The following is a 26,919-nucleotide window of genomic DNA, read 5'->3' as shown; positions in this document are numbered from 1 at the left end:
GGAGTAACCTGTAGTCATGCATGGTCAGCTCTCTACTCCCGTAATGCTGGGGTCAGCGGTTAGTTGCTCTGTCGCCGTGGCAACTCGGTCTTTGCACTCCTGAGAAATTTTGCTTTCCCAATCATGGTAGGGAGCTAAGCCCACACCCCCTGTGGCGATCGTCGAGATTTGAACACCAGGTTCCAACGTTCCATCTGCAAAGGCTTGAATCGCTTCCTGGGTTGCCACATCCATATTTTTCACAGCACTGGAAATCAGGGCATCTTTCACTTCCGGGTAGGTGAGGTATTGATCTACGTCAACCCCGATCGCCTTCACGCCTGCCTCTTTAGCCGCTAATAAACCCCCGTTTCCGGTGTTGCCCCCGACCCCAAAAATGACATCGGCTCCCTGGCTGATAAAGTTTTGTCCGACAGATTTGCCTGTTGCAGGGTCATTAAAGTCAGGAATGTATTGGTTGAACGTCACGATATCGGGCTTAACCGACTTGGCTCCATTCTGGAATCCGGTGACAAAGCGCACAACAGGGGGAATCTCCATTCCAGACACGGTGGCAATCGTGTTCGTTTCGCTGACGCAAGCAGCTAATACCCCTGCCAGATAGCCCGCCTGATCTTCGGCAAACATCAAGCTCGTGACATTTTTTAGGTCAGTTTCATAGGGATCTGGGGCACCCTCTTCAGCACTGAAGGCATAGTCGATGATCACAAATTTCGTGTCGGGATATTTCCGCGCCATCGCAGCGGTAGCATCCCCCATCAAAAATCCAACGGTAACAACCAGATCTGCCCCTTCAGAAATTTGAGTTTCAATATTCTTTTCATAATCGCTGCTAGCCGCAGAGCTAATGTAGGAAAAGCCTAATCCAGCGGCTTCAGCTCCTTCTCGTGCCCCTTTCAGGGTGTACTCGTTGAAGGATTTGTCGTTTTCCCCGCCAGTGTCTAAGACCACGCCAATGGTTTGTTGCTCAGTCGCAGCGGGAGAGCCTGCACCTGCATCGGTTGGTGTCGAGCTGGGACCACAGGCGGTCACAGTCAGAATCAGGGCAGTGAGGAAGGATAGAACGAATAGGATCTTTTTACGCATTGCTGCAATCAACACCAATTTCAGATTGATCAATCATACCTATTGTCTTACGACAGAGAATAGAACAATTCTGTTATTAAAACTCCACAATGCAGTTGTTTTGTGAGAATTAAACCCCAATACCTGAATATATGGACTATCTAAGGAGCTTTTACTTCCTCAAAAAGACAGGTGTTCACGAGAATGATGAATCATTAAGTCTCGTTGTGCCTGATTATTTTTCCAATCACCGATCGCCACATAGTTATGTATTTTGATGGGATAAAGCGTAAAGTCGAGTGATTCAAATTGATTGTTATAGTCGTTTGACTGAAACGCCAGTTTAAAGATAGGCGACCAGAATAGAGTTCTCCAGTAGTCTTTTTTGACCTGGAGTTGAGGTATGTAGAGTTGTTTAATTTGCGTAGAAGCAAATGCCAAAGCGATCGAGAATGTACTGAAAGCCGTGACTAAATTTCGTGCGCTCAGAATTGCGCTAATATCATCCTCTAATGTTGATGCTTGAACTCTAACGGTTGGAATTAATTGCTTTAAGTGCTCAATACATGGATTTCTAAAATCATTCTGAGTGACGATTAAAATATCGGTGAAGTTAAATTCTTCAATTATTTTTAAGTAAAAACTCACAGGAGGTTGCACATAAGCAGGATGAGGTTTCTTTTGAAACACATCTCCTGACCGCATATGAATGACGAGGGTTTCGTCCGTCACACGCTGGCTAGCTCGACTGGAAATCAAAGGCAGAGCTTTGGTTTGAAATAGCGTACGGTATTCCGTTAAGCTTGGTTTAAAGGGCGAAATATCGTATTTGTAGAAGAAACTTCTGAATAATTCTCGCCTCAAAGAAACCTCTCCAGGGTGACTTCGCAAGTCAGCCAAAAATAATCCAGTCGTTCCAGGATCAACATCCTGGGGGACGCTTGGCGAAATAGTATGGATGCGATAACTCTGCTCTAAATTTAAATATCGATGCTTGGGTAAATGAATGGTTAAACCTGTTTTCTGTGATAGATATTCGGCATGAACAATTTGGATCAAATTATTGCCTAACTCGCCATACCAGGCATTGATATAAATATCTTTGCCAATGGTTTTTGCCCAAATTAGCATCTTGATAGAGCGAAGCAGGATGAATAGAAGAACATAAATGATTAAAAGAGCAATTCTAATTCTATTCATGGAGTAGTGAGGTTTGAGTATGAACCATCATTCACAACAACACTATAGCAACCCGAAATCGGTGCAGGTTGTACCCTGATTGGCTGACAAAAGTTCTGAAACCCTTGATATTCCCTGCTGTGGCTGGCGAATGGAATTCGCGCCTATCCGATCGAAGTCCGCCAGCGCAGACTGGATGCATCCAGGTTTTCTGTAACCCGTGTCGGCGGGTTTTGTTCTGATAGCGTTCGACTGAGCTCACGCCGAAGTCTGCGATTTCAATCGCCAAGCATCAAAAAGTTGTCAGGCAGTCAGGGTTGTACCCTAAAAATTTTGTTGGTGTTAGTGAACGGTGAAATACCTCAAAAGAGATAGGATGTAACCTTAAACACCGTTCGATCGCGCTCACGTATGACTTCTCTGTTTCGACCCAGCATCGACGCTATGACGGGCTACGTTCCAGGAGAACAACCCAAACCGGGTACACCCATCATCAAACTCAATACCAACGAAAACCCTTACCCTCCCTCCCCAGAGGCGATCGCTGTTCTTCGTACTCTCGACAGTGAGTGGTTGCGGCGTTATCCCGATCCCTATGCCAACGAGTTTCGGCAAGCCATCAGCGACGTGTTGGATGTGCCAAGGGACTGGATTATTGTGGGCAATGGCAGTGATGAGCTTTTGAACGTGGTGATTCGTGCCTGTGCTGACCCTGGCGACAAGGTGGTTTACCCGATGCCGACCTACGTGCTGTATCGAACATTGAGCCAGATGCAGCCTGCTATGGCTGTTGAGATTCCCTATGGCGATGATTTTTCCTTGCCCATTGAAGATTTAGTAGAGGCAAATGGAGCAGTCACCTTCATTGCCACACCCAACAGTCCTTCGGGGCATACCGTGGCGATCGCCGACCTGCGACAACTGGCCTCCCGTCTATCGGGCGTTCTGGTCATTGATGAGGCGTATGTTGATTTTGCTGAAGAGACTGCATTGCCTCTGGTGCGCGAGTTTGAGAATGTGATCATCATTCGCACTCTTTCCAAGGGCTATTCTCTCGCGGGGTTGCGGTTAGGATTCGGCATCGCTAATCCTGCTCTGCTCAGTGGTTTATTTAAGGTCAAGGACAGTTACAACATTGATGCGATCGCCTGTCTGGTGGGTGCTGCGGCGATGCGCGACCAGGCATACAAAAACCATTGCATCGAGCGGATTAAAGCCTCACGAGCAACACTGGCACTGGAGCTAAAAAAACTGAACTTTCACCTGTGGGACTCGCAAACCAACTTTTTCCTGGTTCGTCCTCCTCAGAGCAACGCTGAACCCATTTATCTCGCTCTTAAGGAACGGGGCATTTTAGTACGCTACTTCAAGCAACCGGGACTAGACGACAAATTGCGGATCACCGTTGGGACAGATGCGCAAAATCAAACGTTAGTTGAAGCGTTGGTGAGTTTGGTGTAGACGGGGAATGGGGAGTAAGGGCGGTTCGCGAACCGCCCCTACAGATACATGGATATGTAGCCCAACGTTAACTTTCACAAAGGGCAGTTAGAACCGCTATATCAGGCAAAGTAGTTTGCCACATTTAGCACTCCTGCGGTCGCATCCCCCGGTTGTAGGGCAACACGGGTCACATTGACGACCAGATCGCTTGCCGCTGAGAATCTGGCTCGGTTGTCATTGACGGACAGATAGGTGCCGCCACGCCACGTAAACAACACTGCCTCATTTGCCCGAAGAACCTGATTGCCTCTCGTGCGTTGATCTCGGTCTGCATAGGCAGACTGAACCGCATCTACCAACAAACGAGTGTTTTCTCGACCGGAGTTGAATAACCCACGCGGCACATTCGCAGTTGCCAGGTTGTTATCAAAGTCAAGCACAATGCGATCGCCCTCTCCGGGTCTAAAGTCAAAGAGGCGATCGGGAGCCGCAACCAGTGAGTTAGCAAAGGCCGCCCGCTGCGTCCGACCAGAGTAGATAAAGCGATCGGCTCCTGCCCCGCCTGCTTTGACATCTGCTCCTAGACCACCATTCAAGCTGTCGTCGCCCGCCAAGCCCAGGAGGCGATCGTTACCCACTAGACCCAACAGCAAATCTCCCGTGTTGCTACCCCGCAGGCGATCGTTGCGTCGGGAACCTCGAACGATTGTCAGGTCATCATCGGTAATGGTCAGGGTAGTGGTGTCCTGTGCCCCTAAAACGGCTCCGTTCGTGGGATTGCTCAAGGCGAGATTAACAGTTTCTGCCGCCTCAGAAATGGTGTCATTGGTAATGTTGAGGGTGGCGGTGGCGGTGGTTTGTCCATCCGCAAAGGTGACGGTGATCGGAGTTCCGGTGTAGTCGGTGTTGGCAGTGGCAGTGCCTCCAGTGGCAGTCAAGTTAACACTCAAGCTGCCCGATGCCCCACCTGTGCGGACTAGATTGATGGCGATCGCCCCACCATTCTCGGTTGCGGTGTAGGTTGGTGCCCCAAACGCCACTGACCCAACGGGAGTCTCGGCTGCCGTTAGCCCAGCGGAACCAGCCGTGCCTGCTCCGATTGTCCCCAGTAATGTTGCTACTCCAGTGCTCAATTCAATAGCGTACAGATTGTTAACCCCTCCGACGGTCAGGGCAGCAAATCCCCGTCCGGTTGCGGCGGCATTAGAGGTTGCAACGCGCACCCCTGATGGAATGTCGAAGCCATTCACCGCCGTAAAGTCAAGGGCTGCGCCGTTGAGCGTCACCGCCAGCCCAGCCGTTTGAGTGCCGTTATTAGGTGGGTTTTGAATGAACAGTTGATTGGTGACCGAGTCCAGTGTGTATTGGGTTGTGGCGGTCGTCCCGTTAAAGCTGTTGGTGTATGCCGTGGCATCAACCCCTGTTGCGGCCCCACCGACTGCCACATCGGGTTGGTTGCCAGTGGCAGTAGTGTTGCTATCAACAGGTGCGCCAGTGTTGGGATTCAGGCGGAAGTTTAAGCCCGTACTCGTCACGACTCGCAGGCGATCGACCGTAGGGTTGAAGTCGATGCCATAACCAGCCGTTACGGGATCAGGGAGATCGATCGCCGTGCCGGTCTCATTGACGAAGGCGACCTGTCCTGGTGTACCCACCACCGTAGCGGCTCCCGTTTGAGGGTCGAGGATGAGGATGCTACCTGTATCACTCGTGGCGTTGACACTGAGGGCAAAGAGTTGACCTGTTGCAGGGCGAAAATCAATTCCCACAACAGTTTCACCCGCAGGGACACCTGTGATGTTAACCGGAGTGACCGTGTTAGGAGTGGCACTGCTAAACCGTAGCAGACTTGCTCCAGTGCTGGACAGTGAGATGAGTGGCGTGCCACTGGTTGTGGTATCGGTTTGGACGGCAAACCCCTGCACGGGTAACGTTCCATTACCCAGGGTGCCCAACGCAGTAGCGGCTCCAGTCGAGAGTTCGATCGAGTACAACTGAGTAGTTCCCGCGACGGTCAAAGCCGCGATCGCCTGCCCTGTAGCGGGTGCGTTGGCAGTTGTCACATTGACCCCGGCTGGAATGTCAAATCCATTGACGGCGGTAAAGTTGAGGGGTGCTCCGTTGAGAGTAATCGGCAGTGGTGTGGTTTGGGTGCCGTTGTTGGGTGGGTTTTGAATGAGGAGGCGATCGCTAGCCGCATCCAGCGTGTATTGAGTCGTGGCGGTAACGTTGGGGGCGTTGTTGGTGTAAGCCGTAGCATCAACGGTGGTTGTGGCTCCACTGATCGTGCCATCCGGGTTAATCCCAGGCAAACCTGCATTCCCATCAATCAACTCTCCAGTATTGGGGTTGATGCGGAAGTTAAAGCCACCATCCGTCACAACCCGAAAGCGATCGACCGTGGGGTTAAAATCTACGCCAAAATTCGTACCTGTAACCGGAGCAGGAGTGACCCCATCCGTTGTAAATTGCACAGGGGCAGCCGTGAGGGGGGTAGCAACTCCCGTTTGGGGGCTAATGACGTAGAGGCGCACGGCTCCTGCCGCATCTCGTGCTAATCCATATAACCTGCCATTTTGCGGACGAAAATCAATACCCACAAGGGATTCACCCGCCGCGACACCCGTAATGGGAACCGCCGCATTTGGGTTGTCGGGGTTGTTGGTGTCAAAGGAAATCAGGCTGTTGTTGCTGAGGACATAACCCACAGCAAAGGTGCCGCTGTAGCTCTGTTGCACCTCTGGGGTAAAGGCGATCGCCACTTGCATCTCACCCAAACAGCGATCGAATGTCCATTGCCCATTTCCCAAAATTTGAGTGGAGGCTGCAATATTGGCTCCCGTAAGGCTCTGTAAGGTGTGTGACAGGGTTGCCCAACCCTGCGCCGCTAAGCGGCACCCATACAACAAAAGATCTGCTCCCTGAGTCAACACCTGCCGCCACTGTCGTAGGGATGCAGCGTAATCCGGCAACGTCGCGAGGGAAAGCTCGGCATTGCCGAGATACAGCCGACCGGGGCTACCGTGCGCCACAATGTGAACTTCTGTCACATCATGACTTGCTTGCAAAATGTCGCTGATTTGAGCAACGCCATCGCGATCGCCTGACAGCACAACTGCCTGAAACCCGGGTTTGAGGTGAGCGACCAGGGTTTGATAGTCCTGGATGGTGGAGTCAATAAAAACGTATGCAGTTCCCTTCACGTCAACTTCTCCTTACTAAAGGCTGTTCCAACGAGGTTTTTAAGACAAAAGCTCTGCCTACCAACACGTAGATGGCAACAGAGATGAATTACCTTTGCTTTAAGGAAATAACGGTGAGCCAAAACGTGACTATAGCAACCGCAGGGCTAGTTAGGACGGGGTGCAGGGATGGAACCCCTAGCGGGGGCGCAGCCCCACAATCCCTTGTCTCAACCATCTGAACAGTTGCGATGGAAGGTCACGAGCAATAATCGCTGAAGATACTACGGAGCAGATCGCGATCTAGATGTACTTTGCGGCAAACTGTTCCGCAAACGATGTGGGGCGATCGCACCTGTAACCGCTCACGTTCATCTTCACGGCTTGAGAATGTGTTGCATTATACTGTTTTGCAAAAATAAGGCAACAGTTCCGTAGGGGTGTTGCCTGACCCTCAACAGCAGCTTTCTGTTAAAAACACTGGTTAAACTCCATATCAGAACTGAGAACATTAACACCAGCCATGACATGAGTAGGAATTAGAAATGATGTCTTCAGAATGGCGAGATTAGAGTTGGGCGATCGCTTGAAGCGGTCTACGGCGACTCAGGGAGTATGGGGGAGCACCCTGGTTGACTGACAAGGGAACCTTTTTTGCAAGCTTCACTCAACCCTCATCCCCCAACCCCTCCTCCCAAGTGGGGAGAAGGGGAGTGAGAGTGGCTTAAAATCCCTCTCCCCATTGTGGGAAAGAGATCTAGGGTGAGGGTGTATTGGATTGACACACAGCAGGTTAACTGCAACTGCGTTAGGAATAGACCCATGGAGGCTCTACCTCCAACCATGGCTCCAGGAGGCAGAACCCTCCGTCACTCCATTTCCAAACAGGAGCTTGGAGACGAGGTTTGTCTGGGATTTGTTGTGAGAGAGTGACAGAGGGATATCTGCGAAACCCGCTCCTACTGACATCTGCCTTGATCACAATTTGATTGGATCAGGACTTACGCAGTTAGATCCCCCAAACCCCCTTAGAAAGCGGGCTTCCGGAATTCTCCCCTTTTTAAGGGGGGCTAGGGGGGATCGAAGTTTTAGGTTTCAAGTGCGTAAGTCCTATTGATATCAGGCAGCCAAAATCCTTCTACGCTTGAATGCAAATCTTAGCCAAATCGCGATAGAGAGGGGCGATCGCCTCTGGAAAAGAGGCTGCAATGCGCTCAACACAATCATCGAGGGTTCGTTCTGCAACGCCGTGGGATTGTTTGTGAAGCAACACCAACACGTCTGTAATAGCTCGAAAGATTAACGCAGCATCGTTGTTATTAACTGGATACTGAGCTGCCATCTCAAACCAATATTGCTTAAAAGTTGCCAGGGCAAGGGGTTGAACATTCATCTTCCCAATCTCCATGAGTAACTTTGCTGAGTCTCAGGGGGGCATGAGCTGAGCAGGATAATTTTCTAACTGATTGCTCTTTCAGTGAATTTGGCGGTGAACCGTGCGATCGCCGTCAAGAACGGATAAATGAGTGTAAAGCTTCTGTAAAGAGGGCTCTCATCATCTACCCCTCCCCCATCACTTCGGTGTAGTGTGCTTTTACTGACTCAGTAGCGATCGCTCCAAAGTTGGGTACAATCTTGCCCTATTGGTTCTGCCCTTTGAGGGATAGCCGATAAGCAAGAAGAACGATGAGAATAGCAGCAGAAGATTGGAGAATCAAATGTAACTTCAATTTTGATAATATCTTTCAGGTCGCATCCTCGTTTTTTAATAATCCGGTTTTGATTTAACCTCCCTATGTTTGAAGTTGCTGCACTTGCGCTCTGGCTTACTTTGTTGACTGTTCTTTCATCTCTTCCAAAGGATTGCGGACTAAAGGGCGATTACCCCAACGGTGGGGCTGCATCGCATCGTCTGTCTACCGCTCCATCTAAATCGAGAGCACAATAACATTCCCATTCGAGCCATTCACGCCCCTGCGTTGAGATCAGATTTTATAAAACCCATATCCGGTTAGACTGTACAAATTCTTCAATAAGGTCTAATGTGGCAACGGCACCTTTTACGCCGCCGTTTATGCTGTCTAAATGAGGTCTTTTTCCCAAATTAGATCCCATCACTGGCGGCAACGGCACCTTTGACACTGCCGTTCATGCTACAGGAGAGACGCGATGTTAATTAGTCTGGTTGCAGACTACGGTACAGGCGACCCTGCCTTTATGGAAGTTACTCAGCGTCTTTTAGCTGTTTTGCCGCAAGCGCGAGTACATTGGCTCTCAGTGCCTCCATTTAGTACACTGGCAACTGGATTTTGGATCGCTCAATTGGGATTAAATCCCGGTCCTCATGAGCGATTGGTTTATCACAACTGCGCCCCTCGCCAGGATGACCCCGAAGCTCGTCGCGATAATGAAGGCGAAGGGTTGACTTATGCTCTCTTGCATAACGGAGTCAAGGTGGTTGGGGTAAATGCAGGCTTTACGATGTCATTTATTAAGCATCACGCGCAACAGCTAAACACCATTAACGTGTCGCGGGGTGGCTCGCAGTTTCGATCGCGGGATGTCTTTCCGGTTGCGGCTACAGCGATCGCCCAGGGTGATTTGAGTCTCCTGGGTAACGCCTTTAGCCCCGATCAGATTCCCGATGCACCGCTCGATCGCATCGCCTGGATCGATGGCTACGGCAACATCAAGACGACGATTCCCGCTCACACGGTCACGCTCGAACCTGAGAAAAAAGTAGTGATTCGGATTGGCGATGTGGTGAGTGATGCCATCTATTCCGATGGGAGTTTCAAGGTGTCTGAGGGAACTCTCGCCTTTGCCCCCGGTAGCTCTGGCTGGATTACTGCCGATGGCACTGAGATTCGCTGGATGGAGTTGTTTTTGCGAGGTGGCAACGCCTGGGAACGCTTCGCCAGACCCAAAGTGAACCAGCGAGTTGCTATCATACCCAACGTGGCTTAATTTCTCCCTCTTCTTTTTTCCCTCTTCTTTTTTCCTGCCGCCTGTGTTCTTCAGCATCGTTATCCCGACCTACAATCGCAAACCCATTTTGGAGAAGTGCCTGAGAGCCCTGGAATATCAGCATCTGGCTCCAGATAGTCCAGTTGAGGGCTATGAAGTTGTGGTAGTCGATGACGGCTCAACCGATGGTACGGTTGAGTGGCTGCGATCGCACTCCAGTGAGTTTCCCCACGTCCGCCTGTTTGAGCAAGCTCATCAGGGACCAGCCGCAGCACGCAATTTAGGGGTTGAAACGGCAAGAGGTGACACCATCATCTTTATTGATAGCGATCTAGTGGTTACTGAACGGTTTTTGCAATCTCACGCGGATGCTCTGCGAGACGGGCAAAAACAACTGGGGAGCGATCGCCTCTTTACCTACGGTCGAGTGATCAACACCTGCAACTTTGACGATCCCACCCGTGAGCCATTCAAAGTGACCGATTTTTCCGCTGCCTATTTCGCAACAGGGAATGTGGCGATCGCCCGTCACTGGCTAGAAAAAGTGGGTCTATTCGATACACGCTTTCAGTTGTACGGTTGGGAAGATCTAGAACTGGGCGTTCGCCTCAAGCAACAGGGGCTAACCCTGATCAAATGCCCCGAAGCAGTGGGCTATCACTGGCATCCACCGTTTGCCCTCAGTCAAATTCCCAAACTGATCGACCGTGAAATTCAACGGGGGCGCATGGGGATCTTGTTCTACCAAAAACACCCCACCTGGGAAGTGCGGATGATGATTCAGATGACCTGGCTGCATCGAGTGCTCTGGGGTGTTTTGTCGTTGGGAGGTCGCTTAAACGAACGGACAATGGCTCCTCTACTGCAATGGCTCATCGACCGGGGTAAGCCACAACTTGCCCTGGAGATCGCTCGAATTTTTCTCAATTGGTACAACGTTCAGGGTGTTTATGCGGCTTATTCCGAGGCAATGGCACGACCAACTCAATAACCCTCATTGAAACCTGGGGATTGAGCAATCCAGAATCGCCCATCTAAAATCCAAAATGAGATACCGTTGATCCAAAAACCATGATCCGAATCGTTTTAGTCGTGATGCTCGCAACCCTATTGACGGCCTGTGGCTTTGGTAATATCCCTCAGTCACTGGTTGAGCAGGCGATCGCCCTCCAACTCACCCAAACGCAGCAAGAATTAGGGCAACTTCTCTACACCGACGCGCCTCAAGCCCCATCCTCTAAAATCAATCACATCAAAGTCAACCATCGGGACTCCCTGATGATTCAAGGGTTAGCTGCCTATCACCTGCAAGGCACCTATGATGTCACCCTCGACTTCCCCGACCATCACGTCACTCAGCGAGAGAATCCATTTGAGATTTACCTACAGCAGACTGGAGACAAAACGTGGAGTTTAGCGCGTCCCAAGCGTGAAACTGAGGGAGAAGACTGGGCAATCACAGCCCTTGATCCCCAAACCTGACTCATTTGAAGCTGGGCACAATAGTCTTTTTGAAGGCACCTGGTTGCAGTCACATATGGATTCACCAGGCTCATCAGGCAAACTGGCATTAGCTCAATTTCGCCATACACTCCAGCATCAACCGCTGATTTTCAATCGAGTAGGGCTGAATCTCCAATGCCCTACGAAATGCCTGAATAGCAGCAACGTATTCTCCCAACGCCATGTGGCACAACCCCTGCCCATGAATTGCCCCAAAATGAATGGGATTCAGGGCAATCACCTGTTCACAATCGGCTAACGACTGGCGATACTGCTTTTGTAAGTAATAGAGCACAGCACGGCGATTCCACGCTTCGGCAAAATCAGGTTGATCGTGAATTAACTCGGTTAATAGCTCTTCAGCTTCATGGGCTGCACCCGCCTCTAACAGAGTTTGGCTTCGTCCTAAGAGAGCCAATCCATAGGCTCCCTTTTGCTGAAACCAGAGTTGCCAGAGGTCATGGGTGGCTTGTTGCCGTACAGTTTCATCTGAGCTTTTCAGATTTTCTAACAGCGACTTGATTGAAGTTTCATCCATACAGTGCTCAGGGATCACCAACTAGAACGGTCTATAGTCAATCTTTCTATAGTTATTCTAAACGGGTTATAAACTGTACACCATTGATATCTACTGATATCCAGTAATTTCAAACCCGTGATCCCACACTTTTGCACAAGCCTAAAGCTAGATATACGCTCCAATATCTTCGCCACAGACATCTGCTAGATAGCACAATGCCCGGAACCGCAAGCCAACCAGTTGTTCATAGAGGGGGTTGAGTTTGCACAAGGGGGGAATATGGGCGATTTTGTGACCTAAAACGGTAATGTCACGCTCAAATGGGCATTGAGCCGGAATTAATGTAGCGATGCGGTGAGCGATTTTAGAATCTTGGACTTCAAACTGGTCTAACCACTGACGAACAGGATTGAGAATGTCCAAACAAAACCTGTTATTTGAAGGGTGCAGTGACGAGGTTTTCATAGTCTCACAATGTCTCACAATGCGACAATCTTGCGATCGCCATTGAGGTTGATGCTTTCAAGATACAAACAGGATCATAGATCTTTATTAAAGGAACTAAGAAAAGCGTTAAAGGTTCCCTAAAGTTCCGATGAATTGTTTCTAAGGAAAAGTTTGGTTAATAGATAACAGTAATTAAAATCGGCTCTTTCACAGTTTATATTGCTCGTTTGAATCAGCATTTAAGCAGCTGCAATACGAACACTCTTAGACCTGTCAGAAACCTTACAATTACTATAGTATCGGGAGAGTCAGTCCTTTGCTTCATCCTCTCAGCATCATCCAAGTGGGTGAAGAAAATCAGCCATTTCCATCAATTCTACGACTGAGGAAATAGAGTACAAAACTATTTTGTATTTTTAACTACAGACCTATTTCTTAGGAAGAAATGTAGATAAAGTTGCTTTGTATTTTTAACTACAATTTGCTGATTCAGCTAAAAAGCTACATAGCAACTGAGGGGTTGGTTAGAACGGGGTGCAGAGGTGAAACCCCTAACTGGGGACGCAGCCCCCGTACCCCCTTGTAAAGCCGTAGCCATATTCGATGCAGCGGAGGTGAGTCAGGGAATGTGCCTCTCACACCCCATTTGGGATTGCTATATACGCCACTTTAAATATCTAAGAATTGTGAATTTCTTAAATCTGCAAACTGTACGGGCGGGTTTAGCAGATCAATCTACACTCTGCAATGGATTCAACGGCGAAACCCACCCCTACCAAACATCGAACTTATTTAATTTTCATTCCTAAAACAACGACAGATACCCGATTTGGTGAACTGGGAACACTGAACAACACAGCGTAGTAACAACACTCATGAAAGTTTTACTGGGATGGGAACTGGGAGCCGGACAGGGACACATTCAACGGTTAGTAGCATTGGCACATCGATTGAGCCAGCAGGGATGTACGCCTGTTTTTGCACTCAAGAGCTACAACCTCAAGGGCATGGACTTTCCCTGGCAAAGCTTAGTGGCTCCTCGCCTGCCTTTTACCGGACGCGAGGATTCTCATACCTTTGCTGACCTCTTAGCCAGCTTTGGATTTGATGATGCCTCCCTCTTGCAACCTCATATACACCAGTGGCAAGACATTCTGAAAACAGTTAATCCTGACTTAGTAGTGACTGATCACGCACCAGGGCTAGTTCTAGCTGCTCACGGGTTGCTCCCAACGGTTGTGGTTGGCAGCCATTTTGCTGTGCCCCCACCGACTGAGATATTTCCTATCTTTCGATTGCCAGCTTCACCCGACACCGATCTTCGACAACAAGCCGTCAGTGAGACGGTACACCAAATTGTTAGGCAGGATGCACCCCTGGGACAAATTTTGAACGGCGATCGCAGCTTTATCTTTAGCATTCCAGAATTGGATCACTATCGGGGATGGCGTGATCCCAACACAGACTATGTGGGTATCCACATCACCCCCCTTAAGCTCGGCGGAGACACTATTGGTGATAGTGCTGCTCTACACGCCTGGGCATATCTTGGTGGTGATTACCCCTTCCGCGATCTGGTTCTGGAAACGCTGAACCCCGACTCAGGATTCAAACCCTTGCAGGAGGCACTCACTAATACGGCGATCGCCCTTCATCATGGTGGCTTGACGACTACCGTTGCCTGTGTTCTGGCGGGTGTGCCCCAGTTAATTTTGCCGCGCTATATTGAGCAACAACTGAATGCGATCGCCCTTCTACGATTGGGAATTGGGCAGATGCTGACGGCACCAAATTGGGAGCATTTGTTGATGGCTCAGGCGGAGGTATTGAGCTTATCTAATAACGCTCAAGCCTTAGCACATCAGTTAGCTCATTGGAATCAGGATCATTTGGATAAGGTCGTTCAAACCTGTCTCCAATTTTTGAGGTAATGTGAATCCGGGATAAGAATTTCGGCGATTTCAACCGCCGCTATAGGAAGCAAAACCTGTCCCTACCCAATATCGAACTTATTGAATTCCCATGCCTAAACCAAAACTGCCCTACCTCAAGAGATAGGACAGTCGGTGATGGCGATTTGGTTTAACTGGATTGATGAGTATAGCAATTGAGACAGTTGAGACAAGGGGGTGTGGGGGCTGCACCCCAGGGATGGAACCCCTGCACACCGTCCTAACTACCCCCTCGATCGCTATAGTTTAGAAGAATAAATTCTTAGAACCAGGAGTTTGCCCTAATTCGTCATTGCTGCTGCCATGAGGTTGAGATTTGCCTGGATCTCCGCCTTCTGCACCGTTACCGCGTCCCTGATTGTAGTGAAATTTGTAAGGAACAGGATCGGTGCCACCGCCATAGCTGGCTGAATCTACTGTTCCACCATAGCTGGCTGAATCGTAGGTGCTCGTCATCTCAGGAGTGCTGGAGCTTCTAAATACGTTGCGTCGAAGCATGGAGATGAACCCAGGTTGTAAATCAGATGGTTGCGACAATGAGGATGGAGACAACCCTGTTCCTTTGGGATCTTTGTAAGAACCGTTGAAAGATACAGGTGGCTTATTATTTCCTAGCATGTCTTGCGACTCCTTTGTTATTGGGTAATCCCATTAAAAGCAAGAAGCAAGACCAATAACCTGAGTGAAACTAGCCACCAGTTTTGAGTAGTGTTTATCAAGCTTCTGTAGATACATACGTTCATCTACTGATACGACTCAAACCATAAAACATCATGGGTGAAACTATAGAGACTGAGCCTTATGGTGTCCTTATTCTCCTTAAAAAATAAATTGCTAAATTCCAGAAAATACTGATGGCATCCCAGATGCAATACATTTATTTCAAGCTATCTAGAGAAAAACTAGGTAAATACGGGTTCCTCTGTTAATGCCCTTAATGGAATCTTTATAGAACGGTTCTTTTCTCAAAATCCGGTGGTGTTTGCTGAGACGGTAATAGGTGCGATCGCCTCAGGACCGAATGCCAATGTACAAACAACAGACTGCCAAACAACAGCAGTGCAATCCAACCAATGCAGAGATAGGGAAAGCTACTCTTCCAGAGGAATTGCACCCCTCTCATAGCTGTATTGAGCGGATAGAAGGCATGAGACTGATGAGTGTTTTGAAATGGCTTAGCCCTTGTAGCGGTGATCATTGCTGCAAAATTTGTAGAAGCTTGTCGGCAAATACTACGATAAGACAATCGGATTACTGTGCATTAGCCAGCGGGGCAACAAAGGAGGGTACGTCCTGGCGCGGGAACCCTGGCAAATTACATTGCTGGAAATTTTTAGTTGTTTAGAAGAGTCTAAACACCCAAAACCCACTCAACCGTCTGCTGTGGATGATTCTCTGGTGGTACGTGATGTCTGGCAAGAAGCTCAACAAACCGCAAGGGAGGTCTTACAGCGTTATACCCTGCGCGATCTGTGTCAACAACGGGAAGCCCGACAACGGCTCAGTGGTATGTATTACATTTAGGATGGAAAGCATCCAACGACATATCCCGCCCAGCCCATGCAGCGATTTACACGGCTTTTTCAACAAATTGATGAAACTACCTCGACTAACGAAAAAGTCAGTGCATTGCAACATTATTTTCAGGATGAAGAACCTGCGAATGCTGTATGGGCATTGTATTTGTTATTGGGTAAGACACGTAAACGATTAATTACATCTAACGTTCTGCGAAAGATTTTTCTGCAAATTTCAGAGATTCCAGAGTGGTTGTTTGAAGATTGTTATGCTCATGTGGGAGACACAGCCGAAGTCATTTCGCTGTTATTGAAAGACACATTACTAACCTCCAAAACGGGGTCTGCAATACCGTTACAAGAATGGATGGAGCAGATCATTCCAGTTATTAAACAGGTTGAGTCGGATGCTGAATTAACGCAACTTGTGGTGTCATGGTGGTCATCTCTCAATTCATTTGAGGTCTTTATTCTTAATAAGTTATTAACAGGGGCATTTCGAGTGGGTGTCTCTGAGAAACTTGTCATTAAAGGACTCTCCGCCGCATTTAACATCCCTGAGCCTGATCTAGCTCATCGATTAATGGGTGACTTTGAACCCACCGTGGAATTTTATCAGCAGCTTGTTCAGGACGAACATATCACCCATTCACCCAGTAGACCTTATCCATTTTTTCTGGCGTCTCAACTGGAAGAGGATCGCTTTAAGACAGAGAATTTCTCGAACTGGCGAGCAGAATGGAAATGGGATGGTATTCGGGCACAGATCATTCGCCGTGCTAACCAGTTGTTTATCTGGTCACGGGGGGAGGATTTAATCACTCATCAATTTCCGGAGTTTGAGCAGGCTTTTGCTGACATTCCCAATGGCTACGTGCTGGATGGCGAGATCTTGTGTTGGGAAGGCGATCGCCCCATGAACTTTAACGCACTGCAAAAGCGACTGGGGCGCAAGCGAGTCACCGCGAAAGTAATTGAAGAGAACCCGACTCGGTTTATTGCCTATGACCTGTTGGAGCATGAGGGACAGGACATTCGAGATAAACCCCTGGGCGATCGCCGCGTCCTGCTTCAAGCGTTGCTTCAATCCTACAATTCTCCTTTAATTGGCACTTCCGATTGGCTCAGTTTTGCCTCATGGGAGGAGTTAACGCAATTGCGGGAAGCTTCCCGCGAGCAGGGAGCCGAGGGTCTGGTGATCAAAGCGGTGGATAGCCCCTATCTGGTTGGTCGCAAACGAGGCTATTGGTGGAAATACAAGGTTGAGCCGATGTCGTTAGATGCGGTGCTGATTTACGCCCAGGCAGGAACGGGCAAACGCGCTAACCTGTTTACCGATTACACCTTTGCCTTGTGGAATGGCGAGGCATTAGTCACCTTTGCTAAAGCCTATTCAGGGCTGGACAACAAGGAAATTGAGGAACTCGACAAATGGATTCGCAAGCATACCGTTGAGAAATTTGGACCTGTGCGATCGGTAGAACCCATCCAGGTGTTTGAGATTGCTTTTGAGGGCATCGCTGAATCCAATCGACACAAATCGGGTATCTCAGTTCGTTTTCCCAGAATTCTGCGGTGGCGCAAAGATAAGCCCGCTACAGAAGCCGATACGTTGGAAACCGCTCGACAGTTACTGCGTGGTCACACCTCTGTCAGCGGAGATGGTGGAACTTGTGATGAATGAGGTTTTATCGCCCTACGCATAAGCATTAGGACATAAGGGGGTGTGGGGGCTGCGCACCCAGCCAGGGGTTCCACCCCTGCACCCCGTCCTAACCTTAGTGAGTACTGCTATATCGCAGGTAGGGTTAAGGCAGGCTTTGTTCACACAGCCTGAAGAAGGTTCGCAGCAATCCCAATACAATTGGCATTACTGAGTCTGTGTCTGCGATTCTATATTGTAATTGTGCTGATTTAATGAACGATAGGGTAGGGGTAGCGATCGCTAAAGTTTGATACTGGTTGAGGATTCCTGCGTGCCACGTCATCGTCAGAAAAAATTTGATTTAAGTTGCTTACAGCCTGCCCTGGAGTGGTTTGAGAAACAGGGTTGGCAACCGTTGCCGTTTCAGATGGAGACATGGCAGGCAGTGCTGGCAGGTGAAAGCGGCATGATTCAGGTGCCGACGGGTTCCGGCAAGACCTATGCGGCGGTGATGGGGGCGATCGCGGCAATGTTAGATGCCCCCAAACCTGGACTGCAACTACTGTACATCACACCTCTCAGGGCATTGTCGCGGGATATTGAACAGGCGATTTTGCGTCCCATTCAAGAGATGGGTTGGAAGCTAAAGGTGGAATCTCGTACCGGAGATACCACTTCCTCCCGCAAGACTCGTCAACTCAAAAACATGCCCGACATTTTGATTACGACACCCGAATCGTTGTCAGTGATGTTGTCTTATGAGGGCAATCGAGAACGGTTTAGTTCGCTGCGAGTAGTGATTTTGGATGAATGGCATGAGTTGCTCAATTCAAAACGTGGGACTCAAACGGAGTTGTGCCTGTCTCACTTGCGATCGCTGCAACCCACCCTGCAAACGTGGGCGATTTCTGCAACGTTAGGTAATCCCTCTGAAGCGGCGCAAGTTGCGGTGGGATTGGGGGTAGAACCCAAAATCATTCAGGCGAATTTGCAGCGACAGACGGTGATTAAAAGCGTTTTACCAACCTCAGTGGATAGCTTTCCTTGGGCAGGACATCTGGGTTTGCGGATGCTAGATGAACTGGTGGAGGCGTTAGATATCAATGTCTCGACGCTGATTTTTACCAACACGCGATCGCAGTCTGAGCGGTGGTATCAAGCCCTGTTATTTGCCGTACCGGAGTATGGCGATCGCATTGCACTACATCATGGATCGATTGATGTCAAAGAACGAGAGGCGATCGAGGCAGGAGTCAAAGCAGGAACGATTAAGTGGGTCGTCTGTACCTCATCATTGGATTTAGGAGTGGACTTTCAACCCGTTGAGCGAGTGGTGCAAATTGGCAGTGCCAAAAATCTGGCAAGACTGTTGCAACGGGCGGGGCGATCGGCACATGTGCCACAGGGCACCTCTGAGATTTTCTTTTTACCAACAAATGCTCTGGAATTGTTGGAAATTTCAGCGATGCGGCATGGACTAGATGCGGGAGAAATTGAAGTCCGATGTGCGCTTACCAAACCCTACGATGTGCTAATTCAGCATTTAGTGACACTAGCCTGTGGGGATGGGTTTAAAGCCGAGGAGGTACTTCAAGAGATTCAAAAAACAGTTTCCTATAATCAGATCACAGAACAGGAATTGAACTGGATTTTAGAATTTATTACAACTGGAGGGAAGTGTTTGAATGCTTACCCTAGATATAAAAAAGTCATTTTAGAGAACGGTGTTTACAAAGCAGCTGATGCTCAAATCATCAAGATGCACCGTATGGGAGTGGGAACGATCGCCTCAAGTCAAGCGGTTCGGATTGTCTACACGAACCGTAAAGACATCGGAACGGTCGAAGAGAGTTTCGTTTCAAAACTAAAGAAAGGCGATGTTTTCTTCTTTGCAGGCAAACAACTAGAGTTCTTCATGATGAAGGACATGGTGGTTTACGTCAAAGGAACAACCAGAAAATCCACGGTGACTCCAATCTGGTATGGCGGTAACTTAACGATTTCGGATACACTCAGTCGTCAACTCCGACAAGAAATCACTACAGTTAAACAACAAACTCAACGCAATGCAGAATTAGAGTGCATTCAACCGATCCTCTCGGCTCAAGCTCGCATTTCTCAGCTTCCAGCACAAGATGAGTTGTTGATTGAGTGTTGCAAAACTCGCGAAGGGCAACACTTGTATGTCTTCCCGTTTGAAGGACGGTTTGTGCATGAGGGCTTGGGAATGTTGTGGGGCTACCGCTTTGCTAGTCAGAAACACGCTACATTTACGATCTCCGTGAACGACTACGGGTTTGAAATCCTGGCACCCAAGGACTATCCATTCAAAGATTTGTTCTCTAAAGAATTCTTTGATTTGGAACGGTTGCAGGAAGATATCAAAGCCAGTCTAAATCTCTCTGAACTGACAAGTCGCAAATTTCGCAACATAGCTCAGATCGCAGGACTTGTGTTTAAAGGTTACCCATCCGCTAAAAAAACATCGAGTCAACTACAAGTCAGTTCATCCCTAATCTATGATGTCTTTTCAAAATATGAGCCTGAAAACTTGTTATTAAAACAAGCCGAAACGGAAGTTATGGAAGATCAGTTAGAGGTTCATCGTTTAACAAAAACCTTGAAACGATTGAATCGATTGGCGATCGCCTGGAGAGACACAAAACGCCCGTCTCCCTTTGCTTTTCCCCTCCTGGTCGAACGTCTTAGTTCCCGCATGTCAAACGAAAGTTTATTGGAGCGAATTACACGGCTTAAGGAACAATGGAGCAATAAGTAACTGCATAAATCATGGAATTGACGACTTGTGATATCAACTTAAAATTGCTACCTGAAAAGGCAATTTATATCGATCAGTTTAAGAGCTTGTTAGTATCAGATATTCATCTCGGTAAATCAGAAACCTTTCAACGAGCAGGTATTCCAATTCCTAATGCGATTAATGCCGAAACGCTCGATCGCTTACAAAACCTCTGCTTGCGACTCAAACCAGATCATCTGTTTATCTTAGGTGACCTACTTCACTCCAAGTTTGCATTAGTCGATGAAGTGTTAAATCTGTGGTTTGACTTTCTACAATCCGTTGAGGCAGACGTCTCATTGATCATCGGAAATCACGATCGCTACTTAACCCACCAGTTAGAAAAACTCTCCATTCATTACTTTACTGATGCTATTCAAATTGAGAATCTGATCTTAAGCCACGAACCCTCTCCTCAAGCGCACCATCTCAACATTTGTGGTCACATTCATCCCTGCCTCAACATCAAAACAAAGTTAGATCGATTAAGGTTACCCTGCTTCTATTTCGATCAAATCCAACATCTTCTAGTTCTTCCTTCGTTTGGAGAATTTACAGGAGGATATGAAGTCGAACTGACATCCTCTGCAACAGCTTATGTCATTGCAGAAGATGTCATTATTCCATTTCAGGGTTGATCTTTGCCAAATTCTCTATTTTGCTGCGAAGCCAAAACGACGACGAATCTCGTCTGTAATCGGCTCTACATCTGTTGGTTTAGGACAAATTGGCATGATCCGATTTTGGCGAGTGTGAAGCACCCTATAGGGATGTTCCCACGTACAACAGGGATAAGCTTCTAAGCCCCTTAGGGAATCGATATGGTCATCTTTTGGCTTACAGTTTACCAGAACAAGTAATTCTCCACCCTGTTCTTTGTTTTGATGAACGGCAAAGCCCGGATAAGCGGTTTGGCGATCGAAAAAATAGATTGGTTTTGCTTTTAACGATGTTTTCATAACAATCTGAACTGAAATTTCAAAATTACAGCAGGTTTATATATAGCCATTGTCAAAATGTTTAAAGTAAAGAGTGCGGGGGGCTATAGCCCTCGGCTAGGGAATTTCCCCCCATAAAACATAGTTGGCTATAAATCAACTTTTAACCATTGGAGTATTCGGATCAGCTTGTACCCAGGCAGATGCAATATCTTCTAAAAAACCACCTTGATTGATAGCTCCTTTAACAAGGCGAACAATCAGAGTTGGTTGATAGGTTCCATCCAACATTTGATGCCCGTAACCCATTACCTTACCAACATATCCAGTGGTTTGATGAACAGCGTAGTCGTCAAGATTCAGCATAGTAGTTACCCACCCAGATCACTCAATAGCTCTCTTGTACAGATTGGTTTCCGAGGACACGAATTGTTGACACTAAGCTATGCAACTCTTCATGTAAAGAGTTCAATTTGGTGGTTTCGTCCCACAGTAATGTGTTCGCGAACTTTACCTGAAATCGTCTCTTAATGTATAGCCAAATAGCGTTTGATAGAGAACACACTGTTCAGTTTTCATGCTTGATCAAGCATAAAACTCAATTTGTAATCAATGACGCTATTGGTGATTTAAGCGATATGAATGTCTGTCTCCAAACACAGGCAGGTAGTGCAGCGATTAGAACCAAACCAGGATACTGTCAAATCAGAGCATTCAATATAATACTAAGATTGCAGTCTCCCCTCAACGCCGACGAAGTTAGCTGACGGGCTAGGATTGAGAGATATCCTTCTTTGATGACCTTTACAACTTGTAAAAGAAACAGTCATAAAAGAGACAGCAAAGACAAGCCCCAAACTGGGTTCCTCCGCTTCAGATCAACGATTGAAAGATCAATCATTTATTCTGAATTAGGCTGACCAATCGAGATACTTTTAGCTTAAGGGGATGTTGTTTCACAGTCAATCTATCTGTTAACAGATGTCTCTGGAAACGACCTTGAAGGGATTTCTCATTACAGTTCTCAATAATTTAATGAAAGTAACCGTTCAATGAGGGGGTTCAACCCTCATTGTGATCTTTACTCAACGAGACATGAAACAAAAGCGTTATGTTTACTATCTTTAAACTTCACGATTACTAATCTTTAAACCCAAGATAACCAGATCTTTCATTTGATCATCCAGTTTAGCGATCGCCGGTAACAAGCCCCAACGCTCAAACCCCACTTTTTCAAGCATTTTCAAACTGGGGGCATTGTGACCAAAAACAAACCCTAACAGAGTGGTGACTCCAAACTCAGGACAGCGATCGATCATCGTTTGCAACAAATAGGAACCCACTCCCTGCCCCTGATAGTTGGGAGCAACATAGATGCTTACTTCTGCGGTGGCTTGATACGCAGGACGACCATAAAAGGAACTGAGGCTAATCCAGGCAGCAATCTCCCCCTGCCGCTCTAACACCCAGATGGGACGAGTTTTGACATCGTGTACCTGAAACCAGGCAACGCGGCTAGCCACCGTTACAGGCTCTAAATCAGCCGTTGCCATACGTCCGGGAATGGAACGGTTGTAAATCTCGACAATCTTCGGTAGATCTGCCTCGGTTGCATTACGAATAACATCAGACATAGTTGGGTGGGTGCGATATCAAAAGCGACCCAACCATTTAAACAGACCTAATGCCGTAATAGCTCCTACAAAATGGGCTGTGATGCCGTTCATATTTGCCATCGCCACAAAAATATCGAGCGATCGAATGATGCGTTGTGGATCGTAGATAGCAACACCTTGGGGTTGGGCGATCGACTTTGCCAGCAGAACTCCCAGGGTTGCACCACCTCCCAAAATCGTTACCAGCATCCCGGCAACGCCAGTCAGAATCACCATTTGCAGAAACTGCATGACCGCTGCTCTGGAGGGGTGCCGTTCAGGATTGGGGTGGCGGAGTTGTCTGGCAAACCGGGTCAGACGAAACGCCAGGAATAAGCTAAATAATAGAACGGCAATTCCGGCGATCGCCCAAAAAACCCCAATGCCAATACCCGGTGATCCTCCCCCGGAAACATTACGACCAGAGATCACGAATACCAGACACAGGCCTGCGGCAACACCTAACCCCAACTGCACCCAAAAACTCAACCAGCCTACAATTTTCAGGACGGTGGCAATCCGAGTTAGGGTGAGTTCGGGCGATCGCGGCTCTGTTTGCGTCTCCATGGGTTTATCAGCGTCTCTGAGGGTTCTTTTTTCACTAGCAGGTTAATTGACCATCAGGCAACTTAACGACTCCCTAAGGAAGGAAAAACCGAGTCTCAGGGGAACTTAGCCTTAAGGTAGGGGATCTCTGCCAGAAATCGCTTTAAGGTGGCGATGTTCTTCCTGTTTTGAGGACAAGCCATGTCAAGCGATCGCACCTCACCAGCACAAAATCAATCCTCAGAGGGTCAGTCCGATCAGGTTAAGGCTAAAGTAGACCCATCCGCCAATTCGCAGACCCAACCCCATTCGTTAGCAGATCAACCTGAAAGCGATCCTAAAACTCATCACGGTCGTACCAGTTCGGATGCAGTGGACGATCCAGAATAGTTTCTGAGCGATCGAAGGATCTGAGCTATTGGTCGATAGTCAATGGTTAATAGTCAATGGTCAATGGTTAATAGTCAATGGTCATTGGTCAATGGTTAATAGTCAATGGTCATTGGTCATTGGTTAATAGTCAATGGTCATTGGTCGTTGGTCATTGGTCAATGGTCGATAGTCAATGGTCATTGGTTCTGAATTGTGGCGGTTAACAAAGACCCAAGGCTAACGGCTCAATAACAGCTTTACCTAATACCTATTTCAACTGACCTGATTACATCATTTGAGTATTTATCTGGCATACTCAAAAGCAATTGTTGTGATGAGGCAGATTTCATGGTGCGGCGAATTTTAAGGGTTACTGAGGACACTGTTTTTAAGCTCCGTCCTGAGCCATCGTCTGAGCTTACCCCGCAAGAGGTACATGAGGTTAAGGCTGGCACAACTTTTGAAATTCAATCCTACGCCTATGCCAATGCCAATGGAGATTTTAACGGTCACATTAAATTTGCGCTTTCTGGCACTGCGATTCGAGGGCTAAATACCTGGTTTGTTTCCAGCTTGGATGCTGAGGTTGAGTTTGATGGTGTCGTTGTTTACCCCCATGAAGACCAGGAAAATTTACCGATTCTAAGAATTTCTGAAAACACAACGTTTAAGCTACGACCTATTCAATCCTCGATTCTGTCACCCAATGAGATGGAGCAAATTGAGAGAGGGCGATCGTTCCTCTTACATTCCTATGCCTACGCTGATTCACAGGGCGATTTCAGTAGTCACATCCGCTTTGCCATCCGCGATCGCAAAGATTTCATTCGTGGCTTAAGCACCTGGTATGTCTACGACCAACATGCCTATGTTGAGTTTGATGGCGAAATTGTCTATCCGCCCGAAGACCCCAATCCTCTGATCTTGCGCGTCACCAGAGACACAGTGTTGAAGCGTCGTCCAGTGGATAGTTCTCAATTGCCTGCCAATGAACGGGTGGCGATCGCTCAAGGAACAACGCTGGTTCTCGAATCCTATGCGTATGCCGACAACACGGGCGATTTTAATGACCACATTAAGTTTGCAATCAAGTATGCCAAGGATTATGTCAATGATTTGAGTACCTGGTATGTTTACGAATTGCACGCACGGGTCGAACGAGAGAATAAGGTGTTGTATCCCATTCCAAAACCAACTCCTACCCCGACACCGACCCCTCGCTTTAATGGCAGAAGCTTCAAGTTACCTGGAAATAACAGCACCTTTTTTACGGATCAACCCATTATTCCGGGTGGCAGTTTTACCTGGGGAGAAGCCACCAAAAACGCGACTCGTATTCCTCCTACTGTGGAAATTGTCAACAACATCATTGCCCTTGCCAGAGAGTTGCAAAAGGCGAGAAACCAGATTGGCAGACCCTTCAAAATCAACTCATGGTATCGTCCGCCAGCCATCAACCGAGCTGTCGGGGGTGCGACTCGTAGCCAACATTTAACGGGTCGAGCCGTCGATGTGCAAGTGTCGGGTTACAGTGGTAGACGAGCCGCTAATGCGCTGATGGCTTGGTGGAATGGTGGCATTGGCATTTACAGCAATCTGCCCAACGTGTTGCATTTGGACATTGGTCCCAGACGATATTGGGGCTTTTAATGAAAGGATAAACGATAAAGGATGAAGGATAAGAGGTAGAGGAAAAGAGAAAAGAGAAAAAAGAAATATAGTTATGAGGCATCGCCCAAAAAGCTTTTAATAAGGGCTTTTAGAGAAGGGATAAACGATAAAGGATAAAGGATTAAATAAAGGCATTTTATCGACATCTTCGTTTATCCTTTAGCCTTCATCTTTTATCCTTTTTCCTTTTTTCTCTCTTCTTTTTTCTATTTTCTGCTTTCTCAAGCTCTGTCCTTTGGCTCATTGAAGTCTCTGCCTGAAGTGGATGCTCGTTTGTTAGCAATAGCTGACCATGTTAAGAAACGTGACATAAACTAATCGAGATCCATGCAGAGTAATCTTGTCAAACCGTTAGGGTTAGACTCAAATATTTCCGTCATCCCAGCCAATCAACAATCGCTCACTCCCTACGATGAAGCTGAGCTTATTTTTGCAAATCTTATAGAACTGGATGGATTAGATGCCCGATTGCACCTCTACTCATCTGAGGTGCGATATTTTGAAACCGCTTTGGGGCTTGCGCTCAAAGAAGCCTATCAGCAACCCCAAGGGTCTGAAGCCGCACACCGTTTTGTGCAACGGGTGTTGTATCGCATCAATCGCTTAAACCTGTTCTGGTATGACGATTTGAGCCATTACACCAATGAGCGATCGCCCTACTTGCATCAAATCCGCGAACAGATCGAGCAGGTTTGGCAAGCCTGGGAATTGCAACAAATGGATGTTGATGCACTGAAGTCGTTAGATGTGAAACAAGCTTTGAGCGATCGCGGTGCAGCGGATCTGAATCCCCCATTGTCGGCAGAGGGTCGCTACATCCAGGAGCAGATGAGCCATGAGGGATATCGCTATTTGTTGGCGATCGCCTCGTTTGATGGATTAGTTGAAGCGAGTCGTCTGTCCCGCATTTTGGGTGGAGCCGCTAACGAGGTGCAAGCTACCCTCACCAAAGTCTTACTGGAAGAGTATGGCAATGGTCGGTTGAGCCGCAAACACTCTACCTTCTTTGCTCAGATGATGTCTGAATTGAATTTGAGCACCCAACCTGAAGCCTACTTTGATTTGGTGCCCTGGCAAGTGTTAGCCAGCATCAACCACAACTTCCTGTTGACAGAGTGCAAACGCCATTTTCTTCGATATAACGGTGGTCTGGCTTATTTTGAAGTCGTAGGTCCCTCTATTTACAGAACCTATTTAACTGCCGCGCAACGACTTGGACTCTCGGAAGGTGCAATGGGTTATTGGGATTTGCACATTCGGGAAGATGAGCGGCATGGTCGCTGGATGATTGACAACGTGGTGTTGCCCCTGGTGGATATGTATCCCAAACAAGCGTGGCAGATTGTGTTGGGCTACGACCAGGAGAAATTTATGGGCGATCGCGCTGGAGTTGCCGTTGTACAAGTGATTCAGCGTGGCGAACAGACTGCACCCTTACCTGTAATTACGCCCCGTTAATCGTTCTCCGTTCATTGTTCCCCCTTGATTGTTGATGACTCAGCATTTGTTTGATTGAG

At 47.8% G+C, this 26,919-nt stretch carries 25 protein-coding genes and 1 riboswitch; of the genes, 13 read left to right on the top strand and 12 right to left on the bottom strand.

All coding sequences use genetic code 11. The annotated features are described in order from the left end of the window. Positions 1–24: 24 nt before the first annotated feature. A complete protein-coding gene (locus H6G89_RS05655; protein ID WP_190504273.1) occupies positions 25–1,086 on the bottom strand; it encodes a BMP family lipoprotein in 1,062 nt (353 codons plus the stop codon). Positions 1,087–1,245: 159 nt separating this feature from the next. Continuing rightward, positions 1,246–2,265, bottom strand: coding sequence for a hypothetical protein (locus tag H6G89_RS05650; RefSeq protein WP_190504272.1), 1,020 nt, complete (start codon positions 2,263–2,265; stop codon positions 1,246–1,248). A gap of 390 nt (positions 2,266–2,655) precedes the next feature. Between H6G89_RS05650 and hisC the strand changes: the two genes are divergently transcribed. Next, entirely contained in the window at positions 2,656–3,705 is a 1,050-nt protein-coding gene (gene hisC / locus H6G89_RS05645; protein ID WP_190504271.1) for a histidinol-phosphate transaminase, read from the top strand. 101 nt (positions 3,706–3,806) lie between these two features. On the opposite strand, the gene H6G89_RS05640 is transcribed toward hisC, so the two are convergent. Beyond that, positions 3,807–6,890 carry a DUF4394 domain-containing protein gene (locus tag H6G89_RS05640; RefSeq protein WP_190504270.1) on the bottom strand — a complete coding sequence of 1,028 codons (3,084 nt, stop codon included), beginning with the start codon at positions 6,888–6,890 and terminating at the stop codon, positions 3,807–3,809. Between the two features lie 1,117 nt (positions 6,891–8,007). After that, on the bottom strand, positions 8,008–8,262 hold the full coding sequence (locus tag H6G89_RS05635) for a hypothetical protein (RefSeq protein WP_190504269.1): 255 nt from the start codon (positions 8,260–8,262) through the stop codon (positions 8,008–8,010). A 776-nt stretch (positions 8,263–9,038) separates the two neighbouring features. Between H6G89_RS05635 and H6G89_RS05630 the strand changes: the two genes are divergently transcribed. The 3 genes from H6G89_RS05630 to H6G89_RS05620 all read left to right on the top strand — a co-directional run bounded on the left by H6G89_RS05630 (position 9,039) and on the right by H6G89_RS05620 (position 11,318). Further along, positions 9,039–9,836 carry an SAM hydrolase/SAM-dependent halogenase family protein gene (locus H6G89_RS05630; RefSeq protein WP_190504268.1) on the top strand — a complete coding sequence of 266 codons (798 nt, stop codon included), beginning with the start codon at positions 9,039–9,041 and terminating at the stop codon, positions 9,834–9,836. A 43-nt stretch (positions 9,837–9,879) separates the two neighbouring features. After that, entirely contained in the window at positions 9,880–10,827 is a 948-nt protein-coding gene (locus tag H6G89_RS05625) for a glycosyltransferase family 2 protein (RefSeq protein WP_190504267.1), read from the top strand. 80 nt (positions 10,828–10,907) lie between these two features. Further along, positions 10,908–11,318, top strand: coding sequence for a hypothetical protein (locus H6G89_RS05620; RefSeq protein WP_190504266.1), 411 nt, complete (start codon positions 10,908–10,910; stop codon positions 11,316–11,318). 88 nt (positions 11,319–11,406) lie between these two features. On the opposite strand, the gene H6G89_RS05615 is transcribed toward H6G89_RS05620, so the two are convergent. Together H6G89_RS05615 and H6G89_RS05610 are read right to left on the bottom strand one after the other, a co-directional pair. Further along, on the bottom strand, positions 11,407–11,877 hold the full coding sequence (locus H6G89_RS05615; RefSeq protein ID WP_190504265.1) for a tetratricopeptide repeat protein: 471 nt from the start codon (positions 11,875–11,877) through the stop codon (positions 11,407–11,409). A 147-nt stretch (positions 11,878–12,024) separates the two neighbouring features. Further along, positions 12,025–12,282, bottom strand: a complete 258-nt coding sequence (locus H6G89_RS05610; protein ID WP_309229630.1) for a Mo-dependent nitrogenase C-terminal domain-containing protein — start codon at positions 12,280–12,282, stop codon at positions 12,025–12,027. An 899-nt stretch (positions 12,283–13,181) separates the two neighbouring features. Between H6G89_RS05610 and H6G89_RS05605 the strand changes: the two genes are divergently transcribed. Then, positions 13,182–14,237: a glycosyltransferase gene (locus H6G89_RS05605; RefSeq protein WP_190504263.1), complete on the top strand. Its 1,056-nt coding sequence runs from the start codon at positions 13,182–13,184 to the stop codon at positions 14,235–14,237. Between the two features lie 267 nt (positions 14,238–14,504). Here H6G89_RS05605 and H6G89_RS05600 read toward each other — a convergent pair whose 3' ends face one another. Beyond that, positions 14,505–14,876: a hypothetical protein gene (locus tag H6G89_RS05600; protein ID WP_190504262.1), complete on the bottom strand. Its 372-nt coding sequence runs from the start codon at positions 14,874–14,876 to the stop codon at positions 14,505–14,507. 328 nt (positions 14,877–15,204) lie between these two features. Then, on the bottom strand, positions 15,205–15,456 hold the full coding sequence (locus H6G89_RS05595; protein WP_190504261.1) for a hypothetical protein: 252 nt from the start codon (positions 15,454–15,456) through the stop codon (positions 15,205–15,207). Between the two features lie 47 nt (positions 15,457–15,503). Here H6G89_RS05595 and H6G89_RS05590 point away from each other — a divergent pair, with 47 nt between their 5' ends. From H6G89_RS05590 to pdeM, 4 genes are all read left to right on the top strand, one after another. Beyond that, positions 15,504–15,782: an RrF2 family transcriptional regulator gene (locus H6G89_RS05590; protein WP_190504393.1), complete on the top strand. Its 279-nt coding sequence runs from the start codon at positions 15,504–15,506 to the stop codon at positions 15,780–15,782. A gap of 36 nt (positions 15,783–15,818) precedes the next feature. Then, the gene (locus H6G89_RS05585) at positions 15,819–17,459 is read left to right on the top strand and encodes an ATP-dependent DNA ligase (RefSeq protein WP_190504260.1); all 1,641 of its coding nucleotides are present in this window, start codon (positions 15,819–15,821) and stop codon (positions 17,457–17,459) included. 292 nt (positions 17,460–17,751) lie between these two features. Continuing rightward, complete coding sequence (locus H6G89_RS05580; protein WP_206758098.1) at positions 17,752–20,199, top strand: ligase-associated DNA damage response DEXH box helicase; 2,448 nt, start codon at positions 17,752–17,754, stop codon at positions 20,197–20,199. Between the two features lie 11 nt (positions 20,200–20,210). Beyond that, the gene (pdeM, locus tag H6G89_RS05575; RefSeq protein ID WP_190504259.1) at positions 20,211–20,858 is read left to right on the top strand and encodes a ligase-associated DNA damage response endonuclease PdeM; all 648 of its coding nucleotides are present in this window, start codon (positions 20,211–20,213) and stop codon (positions 20,856–20,858) included. A 15-nt stretch (positions 20,859–20,873) separates the two neighbouring features. Here the strand turns inward: pdeM and H6G89_RS05570 are convergent, their stop codons facing one another. From H6G89_RS05570 to H6G89_RS05555, 4 genes are all read right to left on the bottom strand, one after another. Continuing rightward, positions 20,874–21,179, bottom strand: coding sequence for a hypothetical protein (locus H6G89_RS05570; protein WP_190504258.1), 306 nt, complete (start codon positions 21,177–21,179; stop codon positions 20,874–20,876). Positions 21,180–21,314: 135 nt separating this feature from the next. Further along, complete coding sequence (locus tag H6G89_RS05565; protein ID WP_190504257.1) at positions 21,315–21,524, bottom strand: hypothetical protein; 210 nt, start codon at positions 21,522–21,524, stop codon at positions 21,315–21,317. A 367-nt stretch (positions 21,525–21,891) separates the two neighbouring features. Continuing rightward, a riboswitch (cyclic di-AMP (ydaO/yuaA leader) is annotated at positions 21,892–22,052 on the bottom strand. Between the two features lie 230 nt (positions 22,053–22,282). After that, positions 22,283–22,792, bottom strand: coding sequence for a GNAT family N-acetyltransferase (locus H6G89_RS05560; RefSeq protein ID WP_190504256.1), 510 nt, complete (start codon positions 22,790–22,792; stop codon positions 22,283–22,285). An 18-nt stretch (positions 22,793–22,810) separates the two neighbouring features. Beyond that, positions 22,811–23,380 (bottom strand): DUF3611 family protein, encoded by a 570-nt coding sequence (locus H6G89_RS05555; protein ID WP_190504255.1) that lies wholly within the window; start codon positions 23,378–23,380, stop codon positions 22,811–22,813. A gap of 180 nt (positions 23,381–23,560) precedes the next feature. Here H6G89_RS05555 and H6G89_RS05550 point away from each other — a divergent pair, with 180 nt between their 5' ends. The 4 genes from H6G89_RS05550 to H6G89_RS05540 all read left to right on the top strand — a co-directional run bounded on the left by H6G89_RS05550 (position 23,561) and on the right by H6G89_RS05540 (position 26,860). Then, entirely contained in the window at positions 23,561–23,749 is a 189-nt protein-coding gene (locus tag H6G89_RS05550; protein ID WP_190504254.1) for a hypothetical protein, read from the top strand. Between the two features lie 77 nt (positions 23,750–23,826). Next, complete coding sequence (locus tag H6G89_RS35580) at positions 23,827–23,955, top strand: hypothetical protein (RefSeq protein ID WP_255519368.1); 129 nt, start codon at positions 23,827–23,829, stop codon at positions 23,953–23,955. A 124-nt stretch (positions 23,956–24,079) separates the two neighbouring features. Beyond that, complete coding sequence (locus H6G89_RS05545; RefSeq protein ID WP_190504253.1) at positions 24,080–25,381, top strand: YcbK family protein; 1,302 nt, start codon at positions 24,080–24,082, stop codon at positions 25,379–25,381. Between the two features lie 348 nt (positions 25,382–25,729). Next, a complete protein-coding gene (locus tag H6G89_RS05540) occupies positions 25,730–26,860 on the top strand; it encodes an iron-containing redox enzyme family protein (RefSeq protein WP_190504252.1) in 1,131 nt (376 codons plus the stop codon). Positions 26,861–26,919 lie beyond the last annotated feature (59 nt).

It is taken from the genome of Oscillatoria sp. FACHB-1407, assembly GCF_014697545.1.
Lineage (GTDB): Bacteria > Cyanobacteriota > Cyanobacteriia > Elainellales > Elainellaceae > FACHB-1407.
The sequence above is the reverse complement of the archived record's forward strand: the minus strand, read 5'-3'. Positions and strand labels throughout refer to the sequence as shown.

Excerpts from the sequence above, each read along its gene's own strand:
- H6G89_RS05555 (WP_190504255.1), bottom strand. The coding sequence starts at position 23,380 with ATGGAGACGCAAACAGAGCCGCGATCGCCCGAACTCACCCTAACTCGG.
- H6G89_RS05635 (WP_190504269.1), bottom strand. The coding sequence starts at position 8,262 with ATGAATGTTCAACCCCTTGCCCTGGCAACTTTTAAGCAATATTGGTTT.
- H6G89_RS05585 (WP_190504260.1), top strand. The coding sequence starts at position 15,819 with ATGCAGCGATTTACACGGCTTTTTCAACAAATTGATGAAACTACCTCG.
- H6G89_RS05560 (WP_190504256.1), bottom strand. The coding sequence starts at position 22,792 with ATGTCTGATGTTATTCGTAATGCAACCGAGGCAGATCTACCGAAGATT.
- H6G89_RS05655 (WP_190504273.1), bottom strand. The coding sequence starts at position 1,086 with ATGCGTAAAAAGATCCTATTCGTTCTATCCTTCCTCACTGCCCTGATT.
- H6G89_RS05630 (WP_190504268.1), top strand. The coding sequence starts at position 9,039 with ATGTTAATTAGTCTGGTTGCAGACTACGGTACAGGCGACCCTGCCTTT.
- H6G89_RS05545 (WP_190504253.1), top strand. The coding sequence starts at position 24,080 with ATGGTGCGGCGAATTTTAAGGGTTACTGAGGACACTGTTTTTAAGCTC.
- H6G89_RS05570 (WP_190504258.1), bottom strand. The coding sequence starts at position 21,179 with ATGAAAACATCGTTAAAAGCAAAACCAATCTATTTTTTCGATCGCCAA.
- H6G89_RS05650 (WP_190504272.1), bottom strand. The coding sequence starts at position 2,265 with ATGAATAGAATTAGAATTGCTCTTTTAATCATTTATGTTCTTCTATTC.
- hisC (WP_190504271.1), top strand. The coding sequence starts at position 2,656 with ATGACTTCTCTGTTTCGACCCAGCATCGACGCTATGACGGGCTACGTT.
- H6G89_RS05540 (WP_190504252.1), top strand. The coding sequence starts at position 25,730 with ATGCAGAGTAATCTTGTCAAACCGTTAGGGTTAGACTCAAATATTTCC.
- H6G89_RS05595 (WP_190504261.1), bottom strand. The coding sequence starts at position 15,456 with ATGATCACCGCTACAAGGGCTAAGCCATTTCAAAACACTCATCAGTCT.
- H6G89_RS05565 (WP_190504257.1), bottom strand. The coding sequence starts at position 21,524 with ATGCTGAATCTTGACGACTACGCTGTTCATCAAACCACTGGATATGTT.
- H6G89_RS35580 (WP_255519368.1), top strand. The coding sequence starts at position 23,827 with ATGGTCATTGGTCAATGGTTAATAGTCAATGGTCATTGGTCATTGGTT.
- H6G89_RS05620 (WP_190504266.1), top strand. The coding sequence starts at position 10,908 with ATGATCCGAATCGTTTTAGTCGTGATGCTCGCAACCCTATTGACGGCC.
- pdeM (WP_190504259.1), top strand. The coding sequence starts at position 20,211 with ATGGAATTGACGACTTGTGATATCAACTTAAAATTGCTACCTGAAAAG.
- H6G89_RS05605 (WP_190504263.1), top strand. The coding sequence starts at position 13,182 with ATGAAAGTTTTACTGGGATGGGAACTGGGAGCCGGACAGGGACACATT.
- H6G89_RS05600 (WP_190504262.1), bottom strand. The coding sequence starts at position 14,876 with ATGCTAGGAAATAATAAGCCACCTGTATCTTTCAACGGTTCTTACAAA.
- H6G89_RS05550 (WP_190504254.1), top strand. The coding sequence starts at position 23,561 with ATGTCAAGCGATCGCACCTCACCAGCACAAAATCAATCCTCAGAGGGT.
- H6G89_RS05615 (WP_190504265.1), bottom strand. The coding sequence starts at position 11,877 with ATGGATGAAACTTCAATCAAGTCGCTGTTAGAAAATCTGAAAAGCTCA.